We start from the raw sequence: 18,273 nt of genomic DNA on the forward strand, positions 1-18,273 counted from the left end.
CCGGCCGAACGGCGTCGGTGCCGCTCACCGCGGTGGTGATCTCGTCCGCGACCGCGGACGGCTGCGGGAAGACCAGGCCGATCACCAGGTACAGGGCGAGGGAGGTCACCAGCGGGGTGGCGACGGTGAGGGTCTGGTCGGTGCCGTCCAGGACGTACTTCACCACGACGAAGCTCGCCAGGCCGCACGCCCAGGAGATCAGCGCGGCCAGGGAGCCCCAGCGGCGGAACGCCGGCAGCAGGCCGAGCAGCATCGGGATGGAGATCGGCCCCATGACCGCGGCGACGAGGGCGGTGATGATGCCCAGCGGCCCGCCGAAGTGGCTCGCCTCCATGGCGACCACCATGCTCACCGCGATGAAGGAGACCGTGCAGACACGCGCGGCGAGCAGTCCGGTCCTGGCCCCGAGCGCCCGGCCCTTGCGGGCGACGGCCGGGATGATGTCCCGGACGACCACGGAGGCGATGGCGTTGGCGTCCGACGAGGCCATCGCCATGGTGTGCGAGAACATCCCGGCCAGGGTGAGACCGACCAGGCCGGCCGGCAGCAGGTGCTCGGCCAGCAGCGCGTACACCTGCTGCGGGTCCGCGATGTGCGGCATCAGCACCGGACCGACGACGGACGGGAAGAGCAGCACGGCGGGCCAGATCAGGTAGAGCACCGCGGACAGGACGGCCGAGCGCTTGGCGGCCGGGGCGGAGTCGGTGGCCATGTAGCGCTGGGCCAGGTTCCACATGCCGCCGTTGTACTCGAAGAGCTTGACGACCACGTACGCCGTGAGGAAGCCGGCCGTGTACGGGCCCACCAGCGGGTGGGTGTGGCCGGCGGGCAGCCGGTCCCAGAGGGAGCCGAGGCCGAGGAAGCCGCCGGTGTGGTCCAGCGTGACGATCACCATGGACAGCGCGGCGACGCCCTGGACGACGAACTGGCCCAAGTCCGTGAGGGCGTCCGCCCACAGGCCGCCGACGGTGCAGTAGACCAGGGTGACGACGCCGGTGATCAGGATGCCGACATCGAGCGAGACCCCGGTGAACACGTTCAGCAGGATGGCGACCGAGGCCCACTTGGCGGCGACGTCGAAGACCTTGAGCAGCGCGCCGCTCCACGCCAGCGCCTGCTGCGTGGCGACGTTATACCGCCGGGACAGGTACTCGAGCGGCGAGGCGACGTGGTAGCGGCGGCGCAGCCGGTTCCAGCGCGGGGCGAACAGCCAGGCCCCGGCACCGGTCGCGACGGCGAGCGGCAGGAACGCCCAGACGTAGATGGTGACGCCGTAGCTGTAGGCGACCGCCGCGTAGGCGACGAAGACGGCGGCGCTGTATCCCGACATGTGGTGCGAGATGCCGGAGAGCCACCAGGGCATCCGGCCCCCGCCGGTGAAGTAGTCGCTCACGTCGTTGACGCGTTTGTGCGACCAGAGGCCTATGAGCAGCATCACCACGAAGTAGCCGCCGAGGGCCACCCAGTCCGGCCAAGCCATGCGAACTCCTCGGTGCCGACGGCGCGCCGGCAGTAGCGAGCGGTAGGGGGCGGAGGCGGGGCGTCGGCGGCGCCGGGACCCGGACCTCCGTGCATGGACGAAAGCTCGACTTGACCACGACGTCCACATATGTAGACTCAGTTCTCATCCATGCTTTCCAGCGCGCACGTTAGCCTGGCGTACAGGGGCGGTCAATGTTCCGGGAAGTTTTCGTCGCCGCCATGGGCGGGAAGCCCCGCCTCCGGTACGGCGAGGGGCGCCGCCCGCGGCCGGGGACGGCGCAGCGGCCGGGGAGAGACAGGTGAACTGGGGTGGAGCGAATGGCGGAGACAGGTGAGGGCGCCCGCGGGCCGGTGAAGTCGGCGGAGCGCACGGTCCAGATCATGGAGGTGCTCTCGGCCTCTCCCGAACGGCTCACGCTGGGCCAGCTCCAGGAGCGCACCGGCTACCCGCGCTCAAGCCTGTACGCGCTGCTGCGCACCCTGGTGGGGCTCAAGTGGATCGAGGTCGAGGAGGGCGGCGAGGCGGCCGGCTTCGGCATCGGCCCGCGCGCCCTGCTGTGCGGGACGGCGTACCTGGACCGGGACCCGGCGCTGCCGCACGCGGTGCGGCGGATCGAGCAGCTGCGCGCGGACGTCGGCTACACCACCCACTACGCCCGGCTGGACGGCTCGAACGTCATCTACCTGGCCACCCGTGAGGCCACGGACTCCCGCCGGCTGACCTCCCGCGTGGGCCGGCAGCTCCCGGCGCACGCGACCGCCCTCGGCAAGGCGCTGCTGGCCGAGCTGACCGCGCGGGAGGTGGACGCGCTGCTGCCGGAGCGGCTGGAGGCGCTCACCCCGCACACGGTCACCCGGCGCCCGGCGCTGAGGGAGGAACTGGAGCGGACGCGCACCCGCGGCTGGGCGCTGGAGAGCGAGCAGAACACCCCCGGGCTGTGCTGCGTGGCCGCGGCGGTGCCGTACCGCATCCCGGCGACCGACGCGATCAGCTGCTCGATCCCCCTGGACCACGCCACGGACCAGGAGATCGAGCGGGTGGCGGAGGCGATCACCCGGCACAGCGCGGAGCTGGCACGGACCCTTCGCCGCAACGGCATCCGCTGAACGCCGGCCGCCGGCCGCCGGCCGCCGAGACGGCCGGCGGCCGGGGCCTCACCAGCGGGGCACCTTCTTCTCGTACGACGGGTCGATCCGCCGCATGTAACCGGTGTCGTCGCGGTTGCGCAGGCCGCAGGAGACGTACTGCTCGTGCAGACGGGCCAGTGCGTCCCGGTCGAGTTCGACGCCGAGGCCGGGCGCGGTGGGCACGGCGACGGAGCCGTCGCGGAACTCCAGGACGCCGGGCGCGACGACCTCCTCGGTCTTCCACGGCCAGTGGGTGTCGCAGGCGTACGTCAGATTCGGTGTGGCCGCCGCCAGATGGGTCATCGCGGCGAGGCTGATGCCCAGGTGCGAGTTGGAGTGCATGGACAGGCCCATGCCGAAGGTGTCACAGATCCCGGCGAGCACCTTCGAGCGGTGCAGGCCGCCCCAGTAGTGGTGGTCGGAGAGCACCACCTGGACCGCGTCCAGGGCCACGGCGGGCTTGAGTTCGTCGAAGGCGACCACGCACATGTTCGTGGCGAGCGGCATGGGCGCCTCGCGCGCGACCCGCGCCATGCCCTCCTGCCCCGGCGTGGGATCCTCCAAGTACTCCAGGACGCCGTCCAGTTCGCGGGCGACCCGCAGGGAGGTCCCCACCGTCCAGGCGGCGTTCGGGTCGAGCCGCAGCGGCCGGTCGGGGAAGGCCTCGCGCAGGGCGCGCACCGCCTCCATCTCCTCCTCGGGCCGGAAGACACCGCCCTTGAGCTTGAGGGCCGAGAAGCCGTACTCGTCGGTCATGCGGCGGGCCTGGGCGACGATCCCCTCGGGGTCGAGGGCCTCGCCCCAGGAGTCGGGCTCGGCACCGGGGTGCGCGGCCCACTTGTAGAACAGGTAAGCACTGAAGGGCACTTCGTCCCGTACGGCGCCGCCGAGCAGGTCGGACACCGGGCGCCCGGCGGCCTTGCCCTGGATGTCCAGGCAGGCGACCTCGAAGGGCGAGAAGACCCGGTCCACCGTGCTGCTGGTGGTGATCATGCCGGTGAGGCCGTGGCCGTCGCTGCCGGTGTCCCCGCCGAGCGCGGCCGCGACGGCGGAGTGCATCGCGCCGAGCCGGTGGACGTCCAGGCCCACCAGCGCGTCGGCGGCCCGGCGCAGCCGGCTCAGATGGCCCGCGTCGGCGTAGGTCTCGCCGAGGCCGGTGATCCCCTGGTCCGTGTGGACCTCCAGGACGGCGCGCAGCGCGTACGGTTCGTGCACACCGACCGCGTTGAGCAGCGCGGGGTCGCGGAAGGCGACGGGGGTGACGGTGACGTCGGTGATGCGGATCGCGTCGCTCATCGGGTGGTGTCCTCCACCAGGGCCAGGCCCGCGTCGGTGATCCGGCGCAGGGCGTCGAGGTGTTCGGGGGCCGGGTCGACCAGCGGGGCGCGCACCCCGCCGACCTCCAGGCCCCGTTGCCGCACGCCCGCCTTGACCAGCGAGACGGCGTAGCCCGGGACCAGGTCGCGCAGCGCCACCAGCGGGTGGAAGAACTCCCGCTGCAACCGCTCCACCGTGTGCGCGTCGCCCTTCTCGACGGCCTGGTAGAACGCGTTGGAGATCTCCGGGGCGAAGCAGAAGACGGCGGAGGAGTACAGGTCGACGCCGATGCCGCGGTAGGCGGGGACGGTCACCTCGGCGGTGGGCATGCCGTTGAAGAACTGGAACCGCTTGCCGGTGCCCGCGAGTTCGTGCCGTACCGCGGTCACGATGCGGGAGAGCCGGTCGAGGTCGCCGACGCCGTCCTTGAGACCGATGACCTTGTCGTGGCGGGCCAGTTCGGCGGCGGTGGCGGCGTCGAAGCGGGCGTTGGAGCGGTGGTAGACGATGACCGGCAGATCGCTCGACTCCGCGACCTGCCGCGTGTAGGCGGCGAGTCCGGTCGCCGGGGCCTGGACCAGGTAGGGCGGGAGCAGGAGCAGGCCGTCGGCGCCGGCGTCCTGGGCGATGCGCGCGTACCGGCGGGCCATCGGCAGCGGGCCGCCGGTGCCGGCGAACACCGGGACGCGGCCGGCCACGGTCTCGACCGCGGTGCGCACGGCCTCGCCGTACTCCTCGGGGTCCAGGGCGTGGAACTCGCCCGTACCGCAGGCGACGAAGACCCCGCCGGGGCCGGCGGCGAGGCCGCGGCGCAGATGTTCGGCGAGCACCCCCCGGTCGACCTGCCCGGACGCCGTGAAGGGCGTCACCGGGAAGAACAGCACGCCGTCGAACATGGGCACTTGGCACTCCGTCCGTCGTCTACATATGTAGACAGCCTCCACATTTGCGAACTTGCCCTCGAACTGTAAGACTCGGCCCGGAGCCGGTCAAGACGGCCCGGAGCGCCGAGAGGAGATGGGGCGAGTGACCCAGCGCATCGTGATCACCGGAGCCGCGGGAGGGGTCGGCACCCTGCTCCGCCCCCGGCTGGCCCGACAGGGCCGGACCCTGCGGCTGCTCGACGTGGCGCCGGTGCCGGAGCCGGCCGAGGGCGAGGACGTGGAGTGCGTCCGGCTGTCGGTGACGGATCTGCCGGGGATGCGCGAGGCCCTGGCCGGAGCCGACGCGGTCATCCACCTCGGCGGCCTGAGCGTCGAGGGGCCGTGGGAGCAGATCCTCGACATCAACATCAACGGCACCCGCACGGTCCTGGAGGCGGCCCGGCGGGCCGGTGTGCCCCGGGTGATCGTCGCGAGCAGCAGCCACGCGGTGGGCTTCCACCCCCGGGGCGAGGGCGAGGCGCCCGACTACCTCTTCCCGCGCCCCGACACCTACTACGGCGTGAGCAAGGTGGCCGCCGAGGCGCTGGGCAGCCTCTACCACGACCGCTACGGCCTGGACGTGATCTGCGTCCGCATCGGCGGCTGCTTCGAAAAGCCCATTGCCACCCGGCAGTTGGCCACCTGGCTGTCACCGGACGACTGCGCGCGCCTGATGGAGGCGCTCATCGCCGCGCCGTCACCCGGCTTCCGCGTGGTGTGGGGCGTCTCGGACAACGCCCGCCGCTGGTTCTCGCTGGACGAGGCACGCGCCCTGGGCTACGAACCCGAGGACGACGCCGAGCGCTTCGCCGGCGAACTCGAGGGCCGGCACGACCCGTTGGACGAGATCTACCTGGGCGGCGCCTTCTGCTCGCCCGAACTCGACGCGGACCCGGACGACTGACACCGCGCGCGCCGCGGCCCGCGGGTTCCCCGATCGCCCCGTGACCCCGGTCTGCTGTTCGTGCCCGAGGACGGCCCGCCGGCGGACGCCGTCGCCGGCGCGGTCGGCGCGACGGCGACCGGGGCGATGCGGACGTCCCGCATCCGGGACGGCCACCTCGCCCGGGTCGCCGCACTGGACGAAACCGCCGGCCTCGTCCCGCCGGCCTCCGGACGCGCCAACGACGACTCCCTCGCGGTGGCGCCGCGCCCATGGCGGTTGTCCCTGGCGTCCTTCGCCGACCGCCTGGCCGCCCTGGCCGAGGAAGGCTTCGGCCCGGCCGGCCTGGTGGTGACGTACCCGGACCGGGAGGCGCTGACCGAGGTCCTGGCGGCCCGGCCGGGCAGCCTCACCGGCTCGGTGCACGCCACGGCCGGTGACGCGGCGGCCGCCGGCCGGGTGGCCGCGGTGCTGCGGCACCGCGTGGGCCGCCTCGTGCACAACGGCCGGCCGCCGCCTGCCGGGCCATGCACCACGGCGGCCCGTGGCCGTCGACGACGGCCCCGCTGCACACCTCGGTTGGGGGCCACGGCGATCGACCGCCGGCCGGTCCCGGTCGCCTACCAGGACTGGCCGGACGAACTGCTCCCGCCCCAGCTCCAGGACGGCAACCCGCTGGGCATTCCCCGCCAGGTGGGCTGGACGGACTGTCGGAGCGCGGGCGTGTCCCCCTGCTAGGCGTCCACCTCGTAGCGCCCGTGCTCCAGGAAATAACGCAGCGCCTCCGGGCTGCCGTCGTCCAGGGCCTTCTGGGCCGCCGCGCGGACGGCCGGGCTGGTGGTCGGGTCGGCGAGCATGCGGGCGATCGCGACTCTGTCGTCCTCCGCCTGGGCCTGCCGGTAACCCGTCTCCAGGAAGGCACGCAGCGCCTCCGGAGAACCGTCGTCCAACGCCGCACTGGCCGCCCGGACAACCGCCTTGTCGTTGTTCTGCTGCGCGGCGCCCAGGATGCGGAGGACGGCGACCCGGAGGTCGTCGTCCGACATGTCGCCGACCGGGATGCCGGTGGCCGTCGTCGCCGGCGTCGCCACGGCCGCGGTGGTGGACGTGCCCCCGGCGAAAGCCGGAGCACTGAACAGGAGTGCCGGGGTCAGGGCGGTGGCCGCGACGGTCAGGGCGGCGCGGGTCAGTCTCATGCGGGAACGCTCCTTGCTGGCCTGGAAGTAGCTGCGGAGTCCGCACTCCGCGTCGTGTCGGCGGACGAGAACGCCTCGGCCCGTGCCGCCGTCGCCCCGTCGTCGCCAGGGGACGGTGGCATGCGGCCCTCCTCCGAGCCCGTGCCCCCGTGCCTCGTCCGCCGTACGGCAATCTAGACGCGGGCACCCGCCGGGTTCATTGCCCGGAGCAGGCAGTGTTCGAGGTTTGTTCGTTGCCGTTCGAATACCACGCCGCGGAGGCTACGGCTCGACGTGCGGGCCGTCCGGCCGACCCGCGCGCTGGCGCACCATCTCCCGGGTCAGCTCCTCGGTCTGCGACTGCGGCAGCCGTTCGAAGCCGTCCTCGGTGATGAACGAAATGATCGGGAAGATACGGCGGTTGAGGTCGGGGCCGCCGGTGGCCGAGTCGTCGTCCGCGGCGTCGTACAGCGCGTGGAGCGCGGCGAGGGCGGCCTCGCGGCGGGGCAGGCCCGGCCGGTAGAGCTTCTTCAACGCGCCGCGGGCGTACGGCGATCCGGAGCCCTCGGCGTGGAAGCCCCGCTTCTCGTACAGGCCGCCGACCGCGTCGTAGGCGAAGATGCGGCCGCCCTCCCCCGCGGGCGCGGTCAGGTCGTAGCCCGCGAGCAGCGGGACGACGGCGAGGCCCTGCATGGCCTGGGCGAGGTTCTGCCGGATCATGGCCGCGAGACGCGTGGCCTTCGCGGCGAGGGTCATCGGCGTGCCCTCGATCTTCTCGAAGTGGGTCAGCTCGACCTGGTAGAGCCGCACCATGTCGAGGGCGAGCCCGACGGTGCCGGCGAAGGCGACGGCGGTGTGCTCGTCGGCGGGGTGGACCTTCTCCAGGTCGCGCTGGGCGATCAGATTGCCCATGGTGGCCCGGCGGTCGCCGGCGATCAGCACACCGTCGCCGTAGGTGAGGGCGAGCACCGTGGTGCCGTGCGGGAACCGGCCGGGGGCCGCGCGCACCCCGGCGGGCAGCGGGGACACGGTGGGCAGCAGGCCGGGTCGGTGCGCGGCCAGGAACTCGGTGAAGGACGAGCCCCCCGGCGTGAAGAACGCCTCGTCCGGCAGCCCCGCGGTGTCGTTCCCCGTCATCTGCTTCCCCTCCGTCGGCACGCGGTCTCACTGTGTCCTACCTCGCCGGACGCACCGGAAACCCCACGGGGCGACGCTGTCACACACCCCTCCCCGGCAGCGTGTAGTACAGCCGCCGGCCCTCGGCCGGCACCCACGCCCAGCCGCGGGCGTAGGCGGGCGGCCGGGAGCCGGCGGGAACCAGGGTGGCCGCCGGGACGCGCCGGGCGGTGCGGGCGATATCGTCCGCCGTGCTGTTGGTGTTGGGACCGCTCGTCGCGGCCGAGGCGCAGCCGGCGTAGAAGGCGATCGGGAGCGCCTCGTCGCCGGTGACCAGGCAGGGGGCGCGGACGCCGACCCGGTGCAGGGTGGCGGCGGTGCGCGACCAGACGCGGTGGGCGGCGGTGGTGCCGTGCACCGTGCGGGTCAGCACGCTCAGTTGGGCGCCCAGATGCAGGGCGAGGGCCAGGCACAGCAGGGTGCGGACGACCGGCCGCCAGGGCCCGCGCGGGGCGGTCGCGAGCCGCAGCAGCGCGGTGGCGACGGGGACGGCCAGCAGGGCGTAGGCGGGCAGCAGGAAGCGGGGGGCCGCGTAGCCGATGAGGAAGAGGTAGGGGAAGGCGGCCGACGCGGCGCAGGCGAGCGGCAGCGCCGTGGCCGCCGGGCGCCGGGCGCGGACCGCGAGGACCAGGGCGAGCACCGCGAGCAGGGGCAGCGCGAACCACCAGGCGGTGAGGAACGGGCTGGGCAGGGCGCCCGTGCACGGTCGGCACAGGGAGCGTCCGCCGAGGCTGCGCAGTTGGTCGGTCACGGCGAGGTGCCAGCCGAGTCCGCCCTGGATCGCGGAGCCCTCGTGCAGCCGGTGGACCAGGCCGCCGTAGCTCGCGTACGCCTCGATCACCCACTCGGCCACCCCGGCCGCGAGCCCCGCGAGCAGCGCGGCCGTCCGCTGCCAGGAGCGGCGCACCAGCGCGCAGGCGAGCAGGGGCAGTACGGTCCAGACCGCGTCCACCGGGCGCATCCAGCCCATCAGCGCGGTGCCTGCGGCCAGGCCCCATGGCGCGGCCCGGTCGCGGCCCGCGGAGGGGACGCCCGCGCGCAGGAAGAGCCCGACCGCCGTCCACGCCCCCATGGCGACCCAGTAGTTGGGCATGGCCTGGGGGCCGTAGAAGAGGGTGATCCACAGGGAGGCGAAGAGGGCGCCCGCGAGGGTGAGGACGCGGTCCGGGAACAGTCCGCGCCAGGCGCGCAGTGCCAGGTACAGGGCGAGGCCGGACAGGACGGCGAGATAGCAGCGCAGCAGGGCCGTCGAGGACGACCACGCGGTGACGGGCGCGACGAGCAGGGAGATGCCGCGGGCCCGGGGCGCGCTGAAGTAGGCCGCGGGGGCGTGCGCGCTGACCTGGCTGACGTAGACCGTCTCGTCCCAGCCGAGGCCCATGCCGGGCCGCACCAGGAGCAGTTGGGCCAGGGTGAAGGCCGCGGCGACGGCCGCGAGCGGGAGGGCCGCCCACGGGCCGGGGCCGCGTACGGACAGGTGCCGGGAGCGCTCGGACCGCGTCCCGGCGAGTGCGGCGTCAGCGCTGCCGGTCATCCTCACCCCTTCGCCCCATGCGGGCAGTACCGGAGGTCTCCACCACATCATGGAGAGGGCACGGATCGCGCGCGGGCACGCCCGCCCGGGCCCGGCGGGTCGCGCGGGCGGGTACGGCCACCGGGCCCGGCCCCTACGCGCTGTAAGGTTGGGGCATGGCTAGGGCGGAACGGCGCAGCGCCGGAGAGCTGGAGAGCGAGGTGCTGGCCGCCCTGTGGGCCACCGATCGGCCGCTCACCCCGGCGGAGATCCAGGCCGGGATCGGCGGTCTCGCGTACAACACCGTGCACACCATCCTCAAACGGCTGTACGACAAGGGGCTGGTGCTGCGGGACGCGGACGGTCGGCGCGGCGCGTACCGCCCGTCGAAGAACGCGGCCGAGCTGACCGCCGAGGCCATGCGCCGGGCCCTGGACCGGGGGCCCGACCCGATAGCCGCCCTCCAGCAGTTCGTGACCGGGCTGAGCCACGAGGAGGAGCGGGCCCTGCGCGAGCTGCTCGCGCAGGGCGGGAGCGACCCCGGCTGAGCGGGCGGGCGCCCCGGCCGGCCGGCTCGGGTGGCACCGCCGGTCCGCTCATCCCCCGTTCGGCGCCCGGTGCCGCGGCTGCTTCGGAGCGGGGCGGCGAACGGCCGGGGGGACGGCCCGGACCGCGGGTTCGGTCGTGGTCACCGTGAGCGGCTCGCCGTGGTGGTGGAGGGCCAGGGGCGGTCCGTCGAGGAGGGCGTAGGTGGTCTTGTCGGCGTCGATCTCCACCCGCAGCCGGCGTCCGCGGAACTCCACGTGGAAGGCGAGGCGGGCGAGGCGTTCGGGCAGCCGGGGCGCGAACCGCAGCAGTCCGGCGTCGCGGCGCATGCCGCCGAAGCCCGCCACCAGCGCCATCCAGGTGCCGGCGAGCGAGGCGATGTGCAGCCCGTCGCGGGTGTTGTGCTCCAGGTCGTGCAGGTCCATCAGGGCCGCCTCGGCCGTGTAGTCGTAGGCGAGGTCGAGATGGCCCGTGCGGGCGGCGACGACGGCCTGGCAGCAGGCGGACAGGGAGGAGTCGCGCACGGTCAGCGGCTCGTAGTAGGCGAAGTCGCGGGCGATCTGCTCCTCGTCGCAGTGTTCCGCGAAGTAGCCGTCGCAGGTGTACAGGGCCAGCACCAGGTCGGCCTGTTTGACGACCTGTTTGCGGTAGAGGTCGAAGTAGGGGAAGTGCAGCAGCAGCGGGTACTGGTCGGCGCGGGTGCCGTCGAAGTCCCAGCGCTGGTAGCGGGTGAACCCGGCGTGCTGCTCGTGCACGCCGAGGTCGGCGTTGTACGGGACGTGCATCGCCGCGGCCGCGTCCCGCCAGGCCGCGCTCTCCTCCTCGTCCACCCCGAGCCGGCCGGCCTCGCGCGGATGGCGTTCGACGGCGTCGACGGCGGCCAGCAGGTTCTGCCGGGCCATCAGGTTGGTGTAGGTGTTGTCGTCGGCGACCGCGCTGTACTCGTCGGGGCCGGTGACCCCGTCGAGGTGGAAGACGCCGTGCACGTCGTGGTGGCCGAGGGAGCGCCACAGCCGGGCCGTCTCCACGAGGAGTTCGACCCCGGCCTCGCGTTCGAACTCGGTGTCGCCGGTGGCCTCGACGTAGCGGACGACGGCGTCGGCGATGTCGGCGTTCACATGGAAGGCGGCGGTGCCGGCCGGCCAGTACGCCGATCCCTCCGGACCCGCGATGGTCCGCCAGGGGAACGCGGCCCCGGACAGCCCCAGTTGGGTCGCGCGTTCGCGGGCCTCGTCCAGGGTGCTGTACCGCCAGCGCAGCGCCTCGGCGACGGCGGCGGGCGCGGTGTGGGTGAGCAGGGGCAGCACGAACATCTCCGTGTCCCAGAAGGCGTGCCCGTCGTAGCCGGAGCCCGTCAGCCCCTTCGCGGGTATCGCGCGCCGCTCGGCGCGGGCGCCCGCCTGGAGGACGTGGAACAGGGCGAACCGTACGGCCTGCTGGATCTCCTCGTCCCCGGTGACCTCGACGTCGGCGCGCGCCCAGAAGTCGTCCAGGCAGGCCCGCTGGTCCGCGAGCAGACCGGGCCAGCCGTCGTGGGCGGCGGCCGCGAGCGCGGCGTCCACCTGGTCGGCCATGGCGGGCAGCGAGCGGGTGGCGGACCAGCCGTGGGCGACCAGTTTCTCCACCCGCAGCTTCTGCCCGGGCTCCAGCACGGAGGTGACGGTCAGCCGGGCCAGGTCGGTGCCGCTCTCGCTGCGGGTGGTGGTGCGCTCGGGTCCGCTGACGGCGTGGTCGGCGGCCACCGCGACCCGCAGGCCGCTGCGCCGGGTCCGGTGCACCAGGCGCAGCCGGTCGCCCGAGGCGAGGTGGTCCTCCTGCTCCAGGGGCGACTGGAGCGCCATCGCGGCGCGCGGGTCGCCGTCGGAGCCCGGCAGGCTTTCGTTGGCGACCAGTTCGGACTGGATCACCACTCGGGTGCGGCGGTCGACGGCCTCCACCTCGTAGGCGACGGCGGCCACCGCGCGCTGGGTGAGCGAGACCAGCCGGGTCGAGCGGACCCGGACCGTGGAACCGGCCGGGGAGGTCCACTCGCAGGTCCGCTCCAGCACCCCGCGGCGCAGGTCCAGCACCCGCTCGTGGGCGACGAGCCGGCCGTAGCGCAGATCGAACGGCTCGTCGTCGACCAGCAGCCGCAGGATCTTGCCGTTGGTGACGTTGATGACGGTCTGCCCCGACTCCGGGTAGCCGTACCCGGCCTCCGCGTACGGCAGCGGGTGCACCTCGTGCACGCCGTTGAGGTAGCTGCCGGGCAGACCGTGCGGCTCCCCCTCGTCGAGGTTGCCGCGCCAGCCGACGTGGCCGTTGGAGAGCGCGAACACGGATTCGCTCTGCGCGAGCACGTCGAGGTCGAGCGCGGTCTCCCGGACGGCCCACGGCTCGACGGCGTACGCCCCCTGCGTGATCACCGCTCGCCCCCCAGTTCCGCGAGGTCCTTGACGACGACGCTCGCGCCGTGCGCGTAGAGCGCGTCGCTCTGGCCGACCCGGTCGACGCCGACGACGTACCCGAAGCCGCCCGCGCGGCCCGCGTCCATGCCGGCCAGCGCGTCCTCGAACACGGCCGCCCGGGACGGTTCGACGCCGAGGTCGTGGGCGGCGGCGAGGAAGGTGTCGGGGTGCGGCTTGCCCGGGAGGTCGCGCTCGGCGGCCACCACGCCGTCGATCCGTACGTCGAAGTAGTGCTCGGCGCCCACCGACCGCAGCACGTCCCGGCAGTTGGCGCTGGAGGAGACGATCGCGGTGCGCAGTCCCTCGGCGCGGACCGCCGACAGGTAGCGCAGCGTGCCCTCGTAGGCCTCGACGCCGCCGGTGCGGATCTTCGCGAGGAGCAGTTCGTTCTTGCGGTTGCCGAGGCCGTGCACGGTCAGGGCGTCCGGCGGATCGCCCGGGGTGCCCTCCGGCAGCCGGATGCCGCGGGAGTCGAGGAAGGCGCGCACCCCGTCGGCGCGCGGCCGGCCGTCGACGTACTCGTCGTAGTCGGCGACCGTGTCGAACGGCCGCTGCCCCTCGCCCCCCTGGGCGCGCAGGAACGCGTCGAACGTCTCCTTCCACGCGGCCGCGTGCACGACGGCCGTCTTGGTGACGACCCCGTCGAGATCGAAGAGACAGGCCTGGATGTCGTCGGGCAGACCGAGCTGAGTCATACGAGCACTGTTCCCCATGAGCGGCGCTCCAGTGAGTGGCGCACGCCACATGTTTCCCCGGCTGGAGGTGACAGACTCTGCTGTCGTGCCACCGACCTTCGACGACCTCCTCGAACGCGCCCGCGCACTCCCCCGGGACGGCCGGCGCGCCCTGCTCGGCATCGCGGGCGGCCCCGGCGCGGGCAAGTCCACCCTGGCCGAGGGCCTGGTGCGCGCCCTGAACGCCGACGGCCCCCCGTGGGTCGCCCATGTCCCCATGGACGGCTTCCACCTGGCCGACGCCGAACTGGACCGGCTGGGCCGCCGCGACCGCAAGGGCGCCCCGGACACGTTCGACGCGGCCGGGTACGCGGCGCTGCTGCGCCGGCTGCGCGAGGACGGCGACGAGGTGGTGTACGCGCCCGGGTTCGAGCGGGTCCTGGAGCAGCCGCTGGCGGGGGCGATCCCGGTGCCGCCGAGCGCCCGGCTGGTGGTGACCGAGGGCAACTACCTTCTCCTGGAGGAGGGTTCGTGGGCGCGGGTGCGGCCGTGCCTGGACGAGGTGTGGTTCTGCGAGCTTCCCGAGGAGGAGCGGGTCCGCCGACTGGTGGCACGGCACGAGGAGTTCGGCAAGGACCATCGGGCGGCGCTCGCCTGGGTGCTGGGCACGGACCAGCGCAACGCCGATCTGGTGGCGACGACCCGCGGCCGGGCGGACCTGCTGGTCCCGCCGGACGCCCTGCCGTCGCCCTTGTCGTCGCCGGGCTGAGGCCGCTGGTCAACCCGCTGGTCACGGCATGGGGTGAGCTATGTTGAATGTTCGTGGCAGACAAAGGAGACGGACCGGTGCCCTCGCCGCAGCAGGCCCGCGCACAGGCGTCGGCGATCACCTCGGGCAGGACCGCGCCGCAGGCCGAGGCCGCCCCGGCCTCCCAGCTCAGGAAGCTGTTCGACGGCCCCCGTCTGTCCCCCGGGCAGCGCCGGATCGCCCAGTACCTGATCGAGCACATCACCGAGGCCGCGTTCCTGTCCATCACCGAGCTGGCCGACCGGGTGGGGGTCAGCCAGCCGTCCGTCACCCGGTTCGCCGGTGCCGTCGGCTTCAGCGGCTACCCCGCGCTGCGCGAGCGGTTGCAGTCGATCGCGCTGAAGACCCTGGCCGGCGGGCCCGGCGATCCCAACCGGGGCAATGAGCTCCAGGCCGCGGTGGACGCCGAGATCCGCAACCTGGAGAACCTGCGGCGCGACTTCGCCGACCCGGACCGGGTGATCCACGTCGGCCGGGAGCTGTCCCGTTCCACCCCGCTGACCGTGCTGGGCCTGCGCATCTCGGAGTCGCTGGCCGAGTACTTCGGGTACGCGGCCCGCCGTATCCACCCCGATGTACGGCTGGTCACCCGGGGCGGCAGCGTGGCCTACGACACGCTGCTCCAGGCCCGGGAGGCCGGCGGCAGCTGGGTGCTGGCCTTCGCCATGCCCCGGCACTCGCACGAGACCCTCCAGGCCGTCCGAGTGGCGCACGACGCCGGCCTGAAGGTCGCCCTGATCACCGATCTCGCGCTCGGGCCGCTGGCCGACGAGGCCGATGTCACCTTCGCCACCGGCACCGGCTCCCGGCTGGTCTTCGACTCCTACGCCGCGCCCGGTGTGATGGCCGCCGCGCTGCTCCAGGCCATGACCGACGCCGATCCGGAGCGCACCCACGCCCGCCTGGAGAAGTACGAGCAGGTCTCCGAGCAACACCAGTTCTTCGTCAGGGACTGAAGGCCGCCGCTCCCCCGGCAGCGCGGCGCCGGTCTCTTCGGCGCGGGCCCCGCAGCCGTGAAGATCTTGCGGTCACCCGCCGCCCGCAGCGGGATCTTTCACCCCATACCGCGCATGAATTTTTTCATACGTCTTGCAAAGTGATCGGCATATATAAATACTCGCCCGGGGCACCCGCGCGGACACCCCGGCCGGCCATCACCTACCCACGGCCGGCGAACGGGTTGTTCGGTGGTGCGGCGTCCCTGCGCCGCGCCCTGGGCGGCCCCGGTCATCCCCTGGACCGGGGCCGCCCGCCCTCGTCGGACCACCCGCACGACGCGCAGACCGGAAGTGACCATGACCCTGACCAGCACGCGCATCAGCCCCGACTGGCCCTGCCAGGTCAAGACCCCGGGTTCGTACGACTGGGAGCGCTCGGCCGTCAGGTGGCTGCGCGAGCTGGTCCCCGCGCGCTACGCGAGCTATCCGGCCCTGATCCGGCACCCCGTGCTGCTCGCCCGGCACGCGCAGATCCAGGTGCAGCACGAGATCCGGGTGGCCCGCACCGCCCTCCAGACGGCACGGGCCGAACTCCCGGTGCTCGGGCTGCCCGAGTCGGTCATCGAGCACACGATCAAGCTGTACGCGGCGGAGCTGCTGCAACTCCAGCACATCGCCCGCAGCGTCCGCGCGGTCACCGAGGCCCTGGCGCGCCGTGGCGGCCCCCCGGCCTGAGACACCGGGAACGGCCGTCCCTGCCACCCGGCACCCCCGGACCGGTGATCGGAGGCCACCGGATGTGCGATGCTCGTCGCGTGACGAGCGAGTCCGCGTCCCCGATGGACGACCCCGGCACCGGCGCCGACCGCGCCGCGCTGGCCAGGGTCGTGGCCCGGCAGCGTGCGGAGCTGGAACGCCTGCGCGACCGCGCCGCGACGGCGGCGGTGCTGGAGCGGGCCACAGGCGTCCTGATGGCGCTCACCGGGTGTACCCCGGGCACCGCCCACGACGAGCTGCGGCGCCGTGCCGAGGCCGGCGGGCGCACCCTCGTCGAGCAGTGCTGGCTCACGCTGGGCTCTCTCCCGCCGTCCAAGGAGGAAACCGGCCCCGCGGCCACGGCCCCGCCCGCGCGCGGGACCCCGCCCGCCGGTGCCTCCGACCTCGCCGAGGCGCTGGGCAGGATGGGCCGGGACCTGGTGCGCGTCGGCTCCCCGCGGGAACTGGCCGAACGCCTCCTCGACCGGCTGGCGGCCGAGGTGCGGGCCGACGCCGTGCTCCTCTACGAGCGGCAGGCCGAGGGCGGGCTCGAACTGATCGGGCACGCGGGTGCCGACGCGCGGTTCGCCGCCCAGTGGCGGCATGTGCCCCCGCTCGCCGGGGTGCCCGCGTTCGAGGTCCTGGCCACGGGCGAACCCCTCTGGCTGGAGGACCTGCCCGCCGACCGCACCCGGTACCTGCTCAGCGGCATCCCGCCCGAGCGGTGGCCGACCCGCGCCTGGCTGCCGGTGCCGGCCGGGGGCGCCGGCCGGGTCGCCCTCGGGGTGCTGCGCCGGCACGAGGGGCCCTTCGAAGCGCGCGAGCGTGAACTGCTGCGCGCCGCCACCCGGTTGTGCGCCGGCCGGCTGCGTGCCCTGGACGCCCCGCGGGAGGCCCCAGGCGAACGGGGTGCCACCGCGACCGTGCAGGCGGTCTTCGACGCGCTGCCGGGCGCCGCGATCCTGCTCACCCCGCTGCGCGGCGCCGCGGACGAGGTGCAGGACTACCGCATCGACGCCGCCACCCCGGACGCGGTCGACGTGTTCGGCCGCACCGGCCGGGACATGGTCGGCCGGCGCATCCTGGAGAGCTACCCGTTCGTGGCGGGCGAGCCGCTGTGGCGGGGCTATCTGGAGGCGCTGGAGACGGGGGTGCCGTTCGAGGGCGAGCCGTTCGCCTACCAGGACGTGGCCGACGGGGTGGCCGTGACCGCCACCTACTCGGTGCGGGCCGCCCCGCTGGGCAAGGGGCTGCTGGTGTCCTGGCTGCGGTACGACCCCACGGAGCGGCAGGAACAGCGGCTGTCCGACGTGCAGCGGCTCGGCAACCTCGGCTGGGCGAACTGGAACCTGGTCACCAGGAAGGTCTCCTGGTCCGCCCAGGCCTACGCGGTGCTCGGGCGCGACCCCGCGCGCGGACCGCTGGAACTGGCGGAGCTGCCCGGACTGGCCCTGCCCCAGGACGCGGATCACCTCGCCGCCGCCATCACCGGACTGGTCCGCCGGGGCCGGGCCTTCGACGCGCCGTTCCGGGTCGAGGCACCCGAGGGCGTCCGGCATCTGCGGCTGGTCGCCGAGGCCGTCACCGAGCCGGACGGCACCCCGGCCGAGGTGCACGGCTTCGTCCAGGACCTCACCGCACAGCGCAGCGCGGAACTCGCCCTGGTCAAGAGCGAGCGCACGATGCTGCTCCAGCGCGGGGTCCTCCAGGCCGAACGGGCGCTGGCCGCCCGGCTCCAGCACGCCCTGCTGCCCCTGCCCAGCAAACCGGTGCGGCTGGCCGGGCTGCGCGTCGAGGTCGCCTATCTGCCCGCGCAGGCCGGCATCCATGTCGGCGGCGACTGGTTCAGCGCCATCGAACTGGCCGACACCGACGCGCTGTTCGTGGTCGGCGACGTGGCGGGCCACGGCATCGACGCGGTGGCCACCATGGCCCAGCTGCGGTTCACCGCCAAGGGGATGGTCGGCACCGGGACCTCGCTCACCGTCGCCCTGGCCCGGCTCAACCAGCTGCTGCTGCACTCCCGGGACGGCCGGCGCACGGCCACCATGATCATGGCCCGCTACGACCCGCGCCAACGGCTGCTGACCTGGGCGCAGGCCGGCCACCCGCCGCCGCTGCTGGTGCGCCATGGCGAGGCGCGCTACCTGGACCGCCCCGTCGGCATGCTGCTCGGCGCCGCCGCCCGGCCCTCGTACGAATCGGCGCAGCTGCGCCTCGCGCCCGGGGACCGGCTGCTGCTGTACACCGACGGCCTCGTCGAGCGGCCCGGCGAGGGTCTGGACGTGGGTCTGGCCCGGCTGGCGGAGGCGGCGCGGGCCCATGGCGACGGCGGGTGGGACTCCCTGGACGCGCTGCTCGCCGCCATGGTCGCGGACGAGCGCCGGGACGACGTGTGCGTGCTGGACATCCGGATGCCGGCGCGCGCCGACGACCGGAGCGAGGAGCCCATCGACGCGGCGGACGCGGGCGACGCGGAGGCCGCGGACGGATAGCCGCCGAGCGGG

16 protein-coding genes are annotated in these 18,273 nt (G+C 74.0%); 8 read left to right on the forward strand and 8 right to left on the reverse strand.

The window, feature by feature from the left end:
- Nucleotides 1-1,480: sodium:solute symporter family protein (locus tag FRZ03_RS06685; protein WP_146464275.1), on the reverse strand; the 1,480-nt coding region annotated here is incomplete at its 3' end.
- Nucleotides 1,481-1,800: 320 nt separating this feature from the next.
- Here FRZ03_RS06685 and FRZ03_RS06690 point away from each other — a divergent pair.
- Nucleotides 1,801-2,589, forward strand: coding sequence for an IclR family transcriptional regulator (locus FRZ03_RS06690; protein ID WP_186785285.1), 789 nt, complete (start codon nucleotides 1,801-1,803; stop codon nucleotides 2,587-2,589).
- A 48-nt stretch (nucleotides 2,590-2,637) separates the two neighbouring features.
- Here FRZ03_RS06690 and FRZ03_RS06695 read toward each other — a convergent pair whose 3' ends face one another.
- Nucleotides 2,638-3,906, reverse strand: coding sequence for a glucarate dehydratase family protein (locus tag FRZ03_RS06695; protein WP_146464210.1), 1,269 nt, complete (start codon nucleotides 3,904-3,906; stop codon nucleotides 2,638-2,640).
- Nucleotides 3,903-4,823 (reverse strand): 5-dehydro-4-deoxyglucarate dehydratase, encoded by a 921-nt coding sequence (locus FRZ03_RS06700; protein ID WP_146464277.1) that lies wholly within the window; start codon nucleotides 4,821-4,823, stop codon nucleotides 3,903-3,905. Before FRZ03_RS06700 ends, FRZ03_RS06695 begins: the two co-directional genes overlap by 4 nt.
- Before the next feature lie 121 nt (nucleotides 4,824-4,944).
- On the opposite strand from FRZ03_RS06700, the gene FRZ03_RS06705 reads away from it, so the two are divergent.
- Both FRZ03_RS06705 and FRZ03_RS06710 read left to right on the forward strand, forming a co-directional pair.
- Nucleotides 4,945-5,754, forward strand: a complete 810-nt coding sequence (locus tag FRZ03_RS06705; protein WP_222443344.1) for an NAD-dependent epimerase/dehydratase family protein — start codon at nucleotides 4,945-4,947, stop codon at nucleotides 5,752-5,754.
- 60 nt (nucleotides 5,755-5,814) lie between these two features.
- Nucleotides 5,815-6,471 (forward strand): aldehyde dehydrogenase family protein, encoded by a 657-nt coding sequence (locus tag FRZ03_RS06710; RefSeq protein ID WP_146464212.1) that lies wholly within the window; start codon nucleotides 5,815-5,817, stop codon nucleotides 6,469-6,471.
- Here the strand turns inward: FRZ03_RS06710 and FRZ03_RS06715 are convergent.
- From FRZ03_RS06715 to FRZ03_RS06725, 3 genes are all read right to left on the reverse strand, one after another.
- On the reverse strand, nucleotides 6,468-6,929 hold the full coding sequence (locus FRZ03_RS06715) for an ALF repeat-containing protein (protein WP_146464213.1): 462 nt from the start codon (nucleotides 6,927-6,929) through the stop codon (nucleotides 6,468-6,470). The two genes, FRZ03_RS06710 and FRZ03_RS06715, sit on opposite strands and share 4 nt — an antisense overlap.
- Nucleotides 6,930-7,190: 261 nt before the next feature.
- Nucleotides 7,191-8,045 (reverse strand): proteasome subunit beta, encoded by an 855-nt coding sequence (prcB, locus tag FRZ03_RS06720; RefSeq protein WP_146464214.1) that lies wholly within the window; start codon nucleotides 8,043-8,045, stop codon nucleotides 7,191-7,193.
- A 79-nt stretch (nucleotides 8,046-8,124) separates the two neighbouring features.
- On the reverse strand, nucleotides 8,125-9,618 hold the full coding sequence (locus FRZ03_RS06725) for a hypothetical protein (RefSeq protein WP_146464215.1): 1,494 nt from the start codon (nucleotides 9,616-9,618) through the stop codon (nucleotides 8,125-8,127).
- 155 nt (nucleotides 9,619-9,773) lie between these two features.
- Between FRZ03_RS06725 and FRZ03_RS06730 the strand changes: the two genes are divergently transcribed.
- Nucleotides 9,774-10,145 carry a BlaI/MecI/CopY family transcriptional regulator gene (locus FRZ03_RS06730; RefSeq protein WP_146464216.1) on the forward strand — a complete coding sequence of 124 codons (372 nt, stop codon included), beginning with the start codon at nucleotides 9,774-9,776 and terminating at the stop codon, nucleotides 10,143-10,145.
- A 48-nt stretch (nucleotides 10,146-10,193) separates the two neighbouring features.
- On the opposite strand, the gene FRZ03_RS06735 is transcribed toward FRZ03_RS06730, so the two are convergent.
- Together FRZ03_RS06735 and FRZ03_RS06740 are read right to left on the reverse strand one after the other, a co-directional pair.
- Entirely contained in the window at nucleotides 10,194-12,548 is a 2,355-nt protein-coding gene (locus tag FRZ03_RS06735; protein ID WP_146464217.1) for a glycoside hydrolase family 65 protein, read from the reverse strand.
- Nucleotides 12,545-13,285, reverse strand: coding sequence for a beta-phosphoglucomutase family hydrolase (locus FRZ03_RS06740; RefSeq protein ID WP_146464218.1), 741 nt, complete (start codon nucleotides 13,283-13,285; stop codon nucleotides 12,545-12,547). The genes FRZ03_RS06735 and FRZ03_RS06740 overlap by 4 nt, the downstream gene beginning before the upstream one ends.
- 85 nt (nucleotides 13,286-13,370) lie before the next feature.
- Here FRZ03_RS06740 and FRZ03_RS06745 point away from each other — a divergent pair, with 85 nt between their 5' ends.
- The 4 genes from FRZ03_RS06745 (at nucleotide 13,371) to FRZ03_RS06760 (ending at nucleotide 18,261) form a co-directional block, all read left to right on the forward strand.
- Nucleotides 13,371-14,033, forward strand: coding sequence for a nucleoside/nucleotide kinase family protein (locus FRZ03_RS06745; RefSeq protein ID WP_146464219.1), 663 nt, complete (start codon nucleotides 13,371-13,373; stop codon nucleotides 14,031-14,033).
- A 77-nt stretch (nucleotides 14,034-14,110) separates the two neighbouring features.
- Complete coding sequence (locus FRZ03_RS06750) at nucleotides 14,111-15,028, forward strand: MurR/RpiR family transcriptional regulator (protein WP_186785290.1); 918 nt, start codon at nucleotides 14,111-14,113, stop codon at nucleotides 15,026-15,028.
- Between the two features lie 339 nt (nucleotides 15,029-15,367).
- Entirely contained in the window at nucleotides 15,368-15,745 is a 378-nt protein-coding gene (locus FRZ03_RS06755; RefSeq protein ID WP_146464221.1) for a hypothetical protein, read from the forward strand.
- 104 nt (nucleotides 15,746-15,849) lie between these two features.
- Nucleotides 15,850-18,261, forward strand: a complete 2,412-nt coding sequence (locus tag FRZ03_RS06760) for a SpoIIE family protein phosphatase (RefSeq protein ID WP_261398649.1) — start codon at nucleotides 15,850-15,852, stop codon at nucleotides 18,259-18,261.
- The last annotated feature ends 12 nt before the right edge of the window (nucleotides 18,262-18,273 follow it).

Origin of the sequence: Streptomyces misionensis, from assembly GCF_007896895.1 — a bacterium.
In the GTDB taxonomy this organism is placed as follows: Bacteria; Actinomycetota; Actinomycetes; order Streptomycetales; family Streptomycetaceae; genus Streptomyces; species Streptomyces misionensis_A.

Excerpts from the sequence above, each read along its gene's own strand:
- FRZ03_RS06690 (WP_186785285.1), top strand. The coding sequence starts at position 1,801 with ATGGCGGAGACAGGTGAGGGCGCCCGCGGGCCGGTGAAGTCGGCGGAG.
- FRZ03_RS06700 (WP_146464277.1), bottom strand. The coding sequence starts at position 4,823 with ATGTTCGACGGCGTGCTGTTCTTCCCGGTGACGCCCTTCACGGCGTCC.
- FRZ03_RS06740 (WP_146464218.1), bottom strand. The coding sequence starts at position 13,285 with ATGACTCAGCTCGGTCTGCCCGACGACATCCAGGCCTGTCTCTTCGAT.
- FRZ03_RS06715 (WP_146464213.1), bottom strand. The coding sequence starts at position 6,929 with ATGAGACTGACCCGCGCCGCCCTGACCGTCGCGGCCACCGCCCTGACC.
- FRZ03_RS06760 (WP_261398649.1), top strand. The coding sequence starts at position 15,850 with ATGGACGACCCCGGCACCGGCGCCGACCGCGCCGCGCTGGCCAGGGTC.
- FRZ03_RS06725 (WP_146464215.1), bottom strand. The coding sequence starts at position 9,618 with ATGACCGGCAGCGCTGACGCCGCACTCGCCGGGACGCGGTCCGAGCGC.
- FRZ03_RS06695 (WP_146464210.1), bottom strand. The coding sequence starts at position 3,906 with ATGAGCGACGCGATCCGCATCACCGACGTCACCGTCACCCCCGTCGCC.
- FRZ03_RS06705 (WP_222443344.1), top strand. The coding sequence starts at position 4,945 with ATGGGGCGAGTGACCCAGCGCATCGTGATCACCGGAGCCGCGGGAGGG.
- prcB (WP_146464214.1), bottom strand. The coding sequence starts at position 8,045 with ATGACGGGGAACGACACCGCGGGGCTGCCGGACGAGGCGTTCTTCACG.
- FRZ03_RS06730 (WP_146464216.1), top strand. The coding sequence starts at position 9,774 with ATGGCTAGGGCGGAACGGCGCAGCGCCGGAGAGCTGGAGAGCGAGGTG.
- FRZ03_RS06755 (WP_146464221.1), top strand. The coding sequence starts at position 15,368 with ATGACCCTGACCAGCACGCGCATCAGCCCCGACTGGCCCTGCCAGGTC.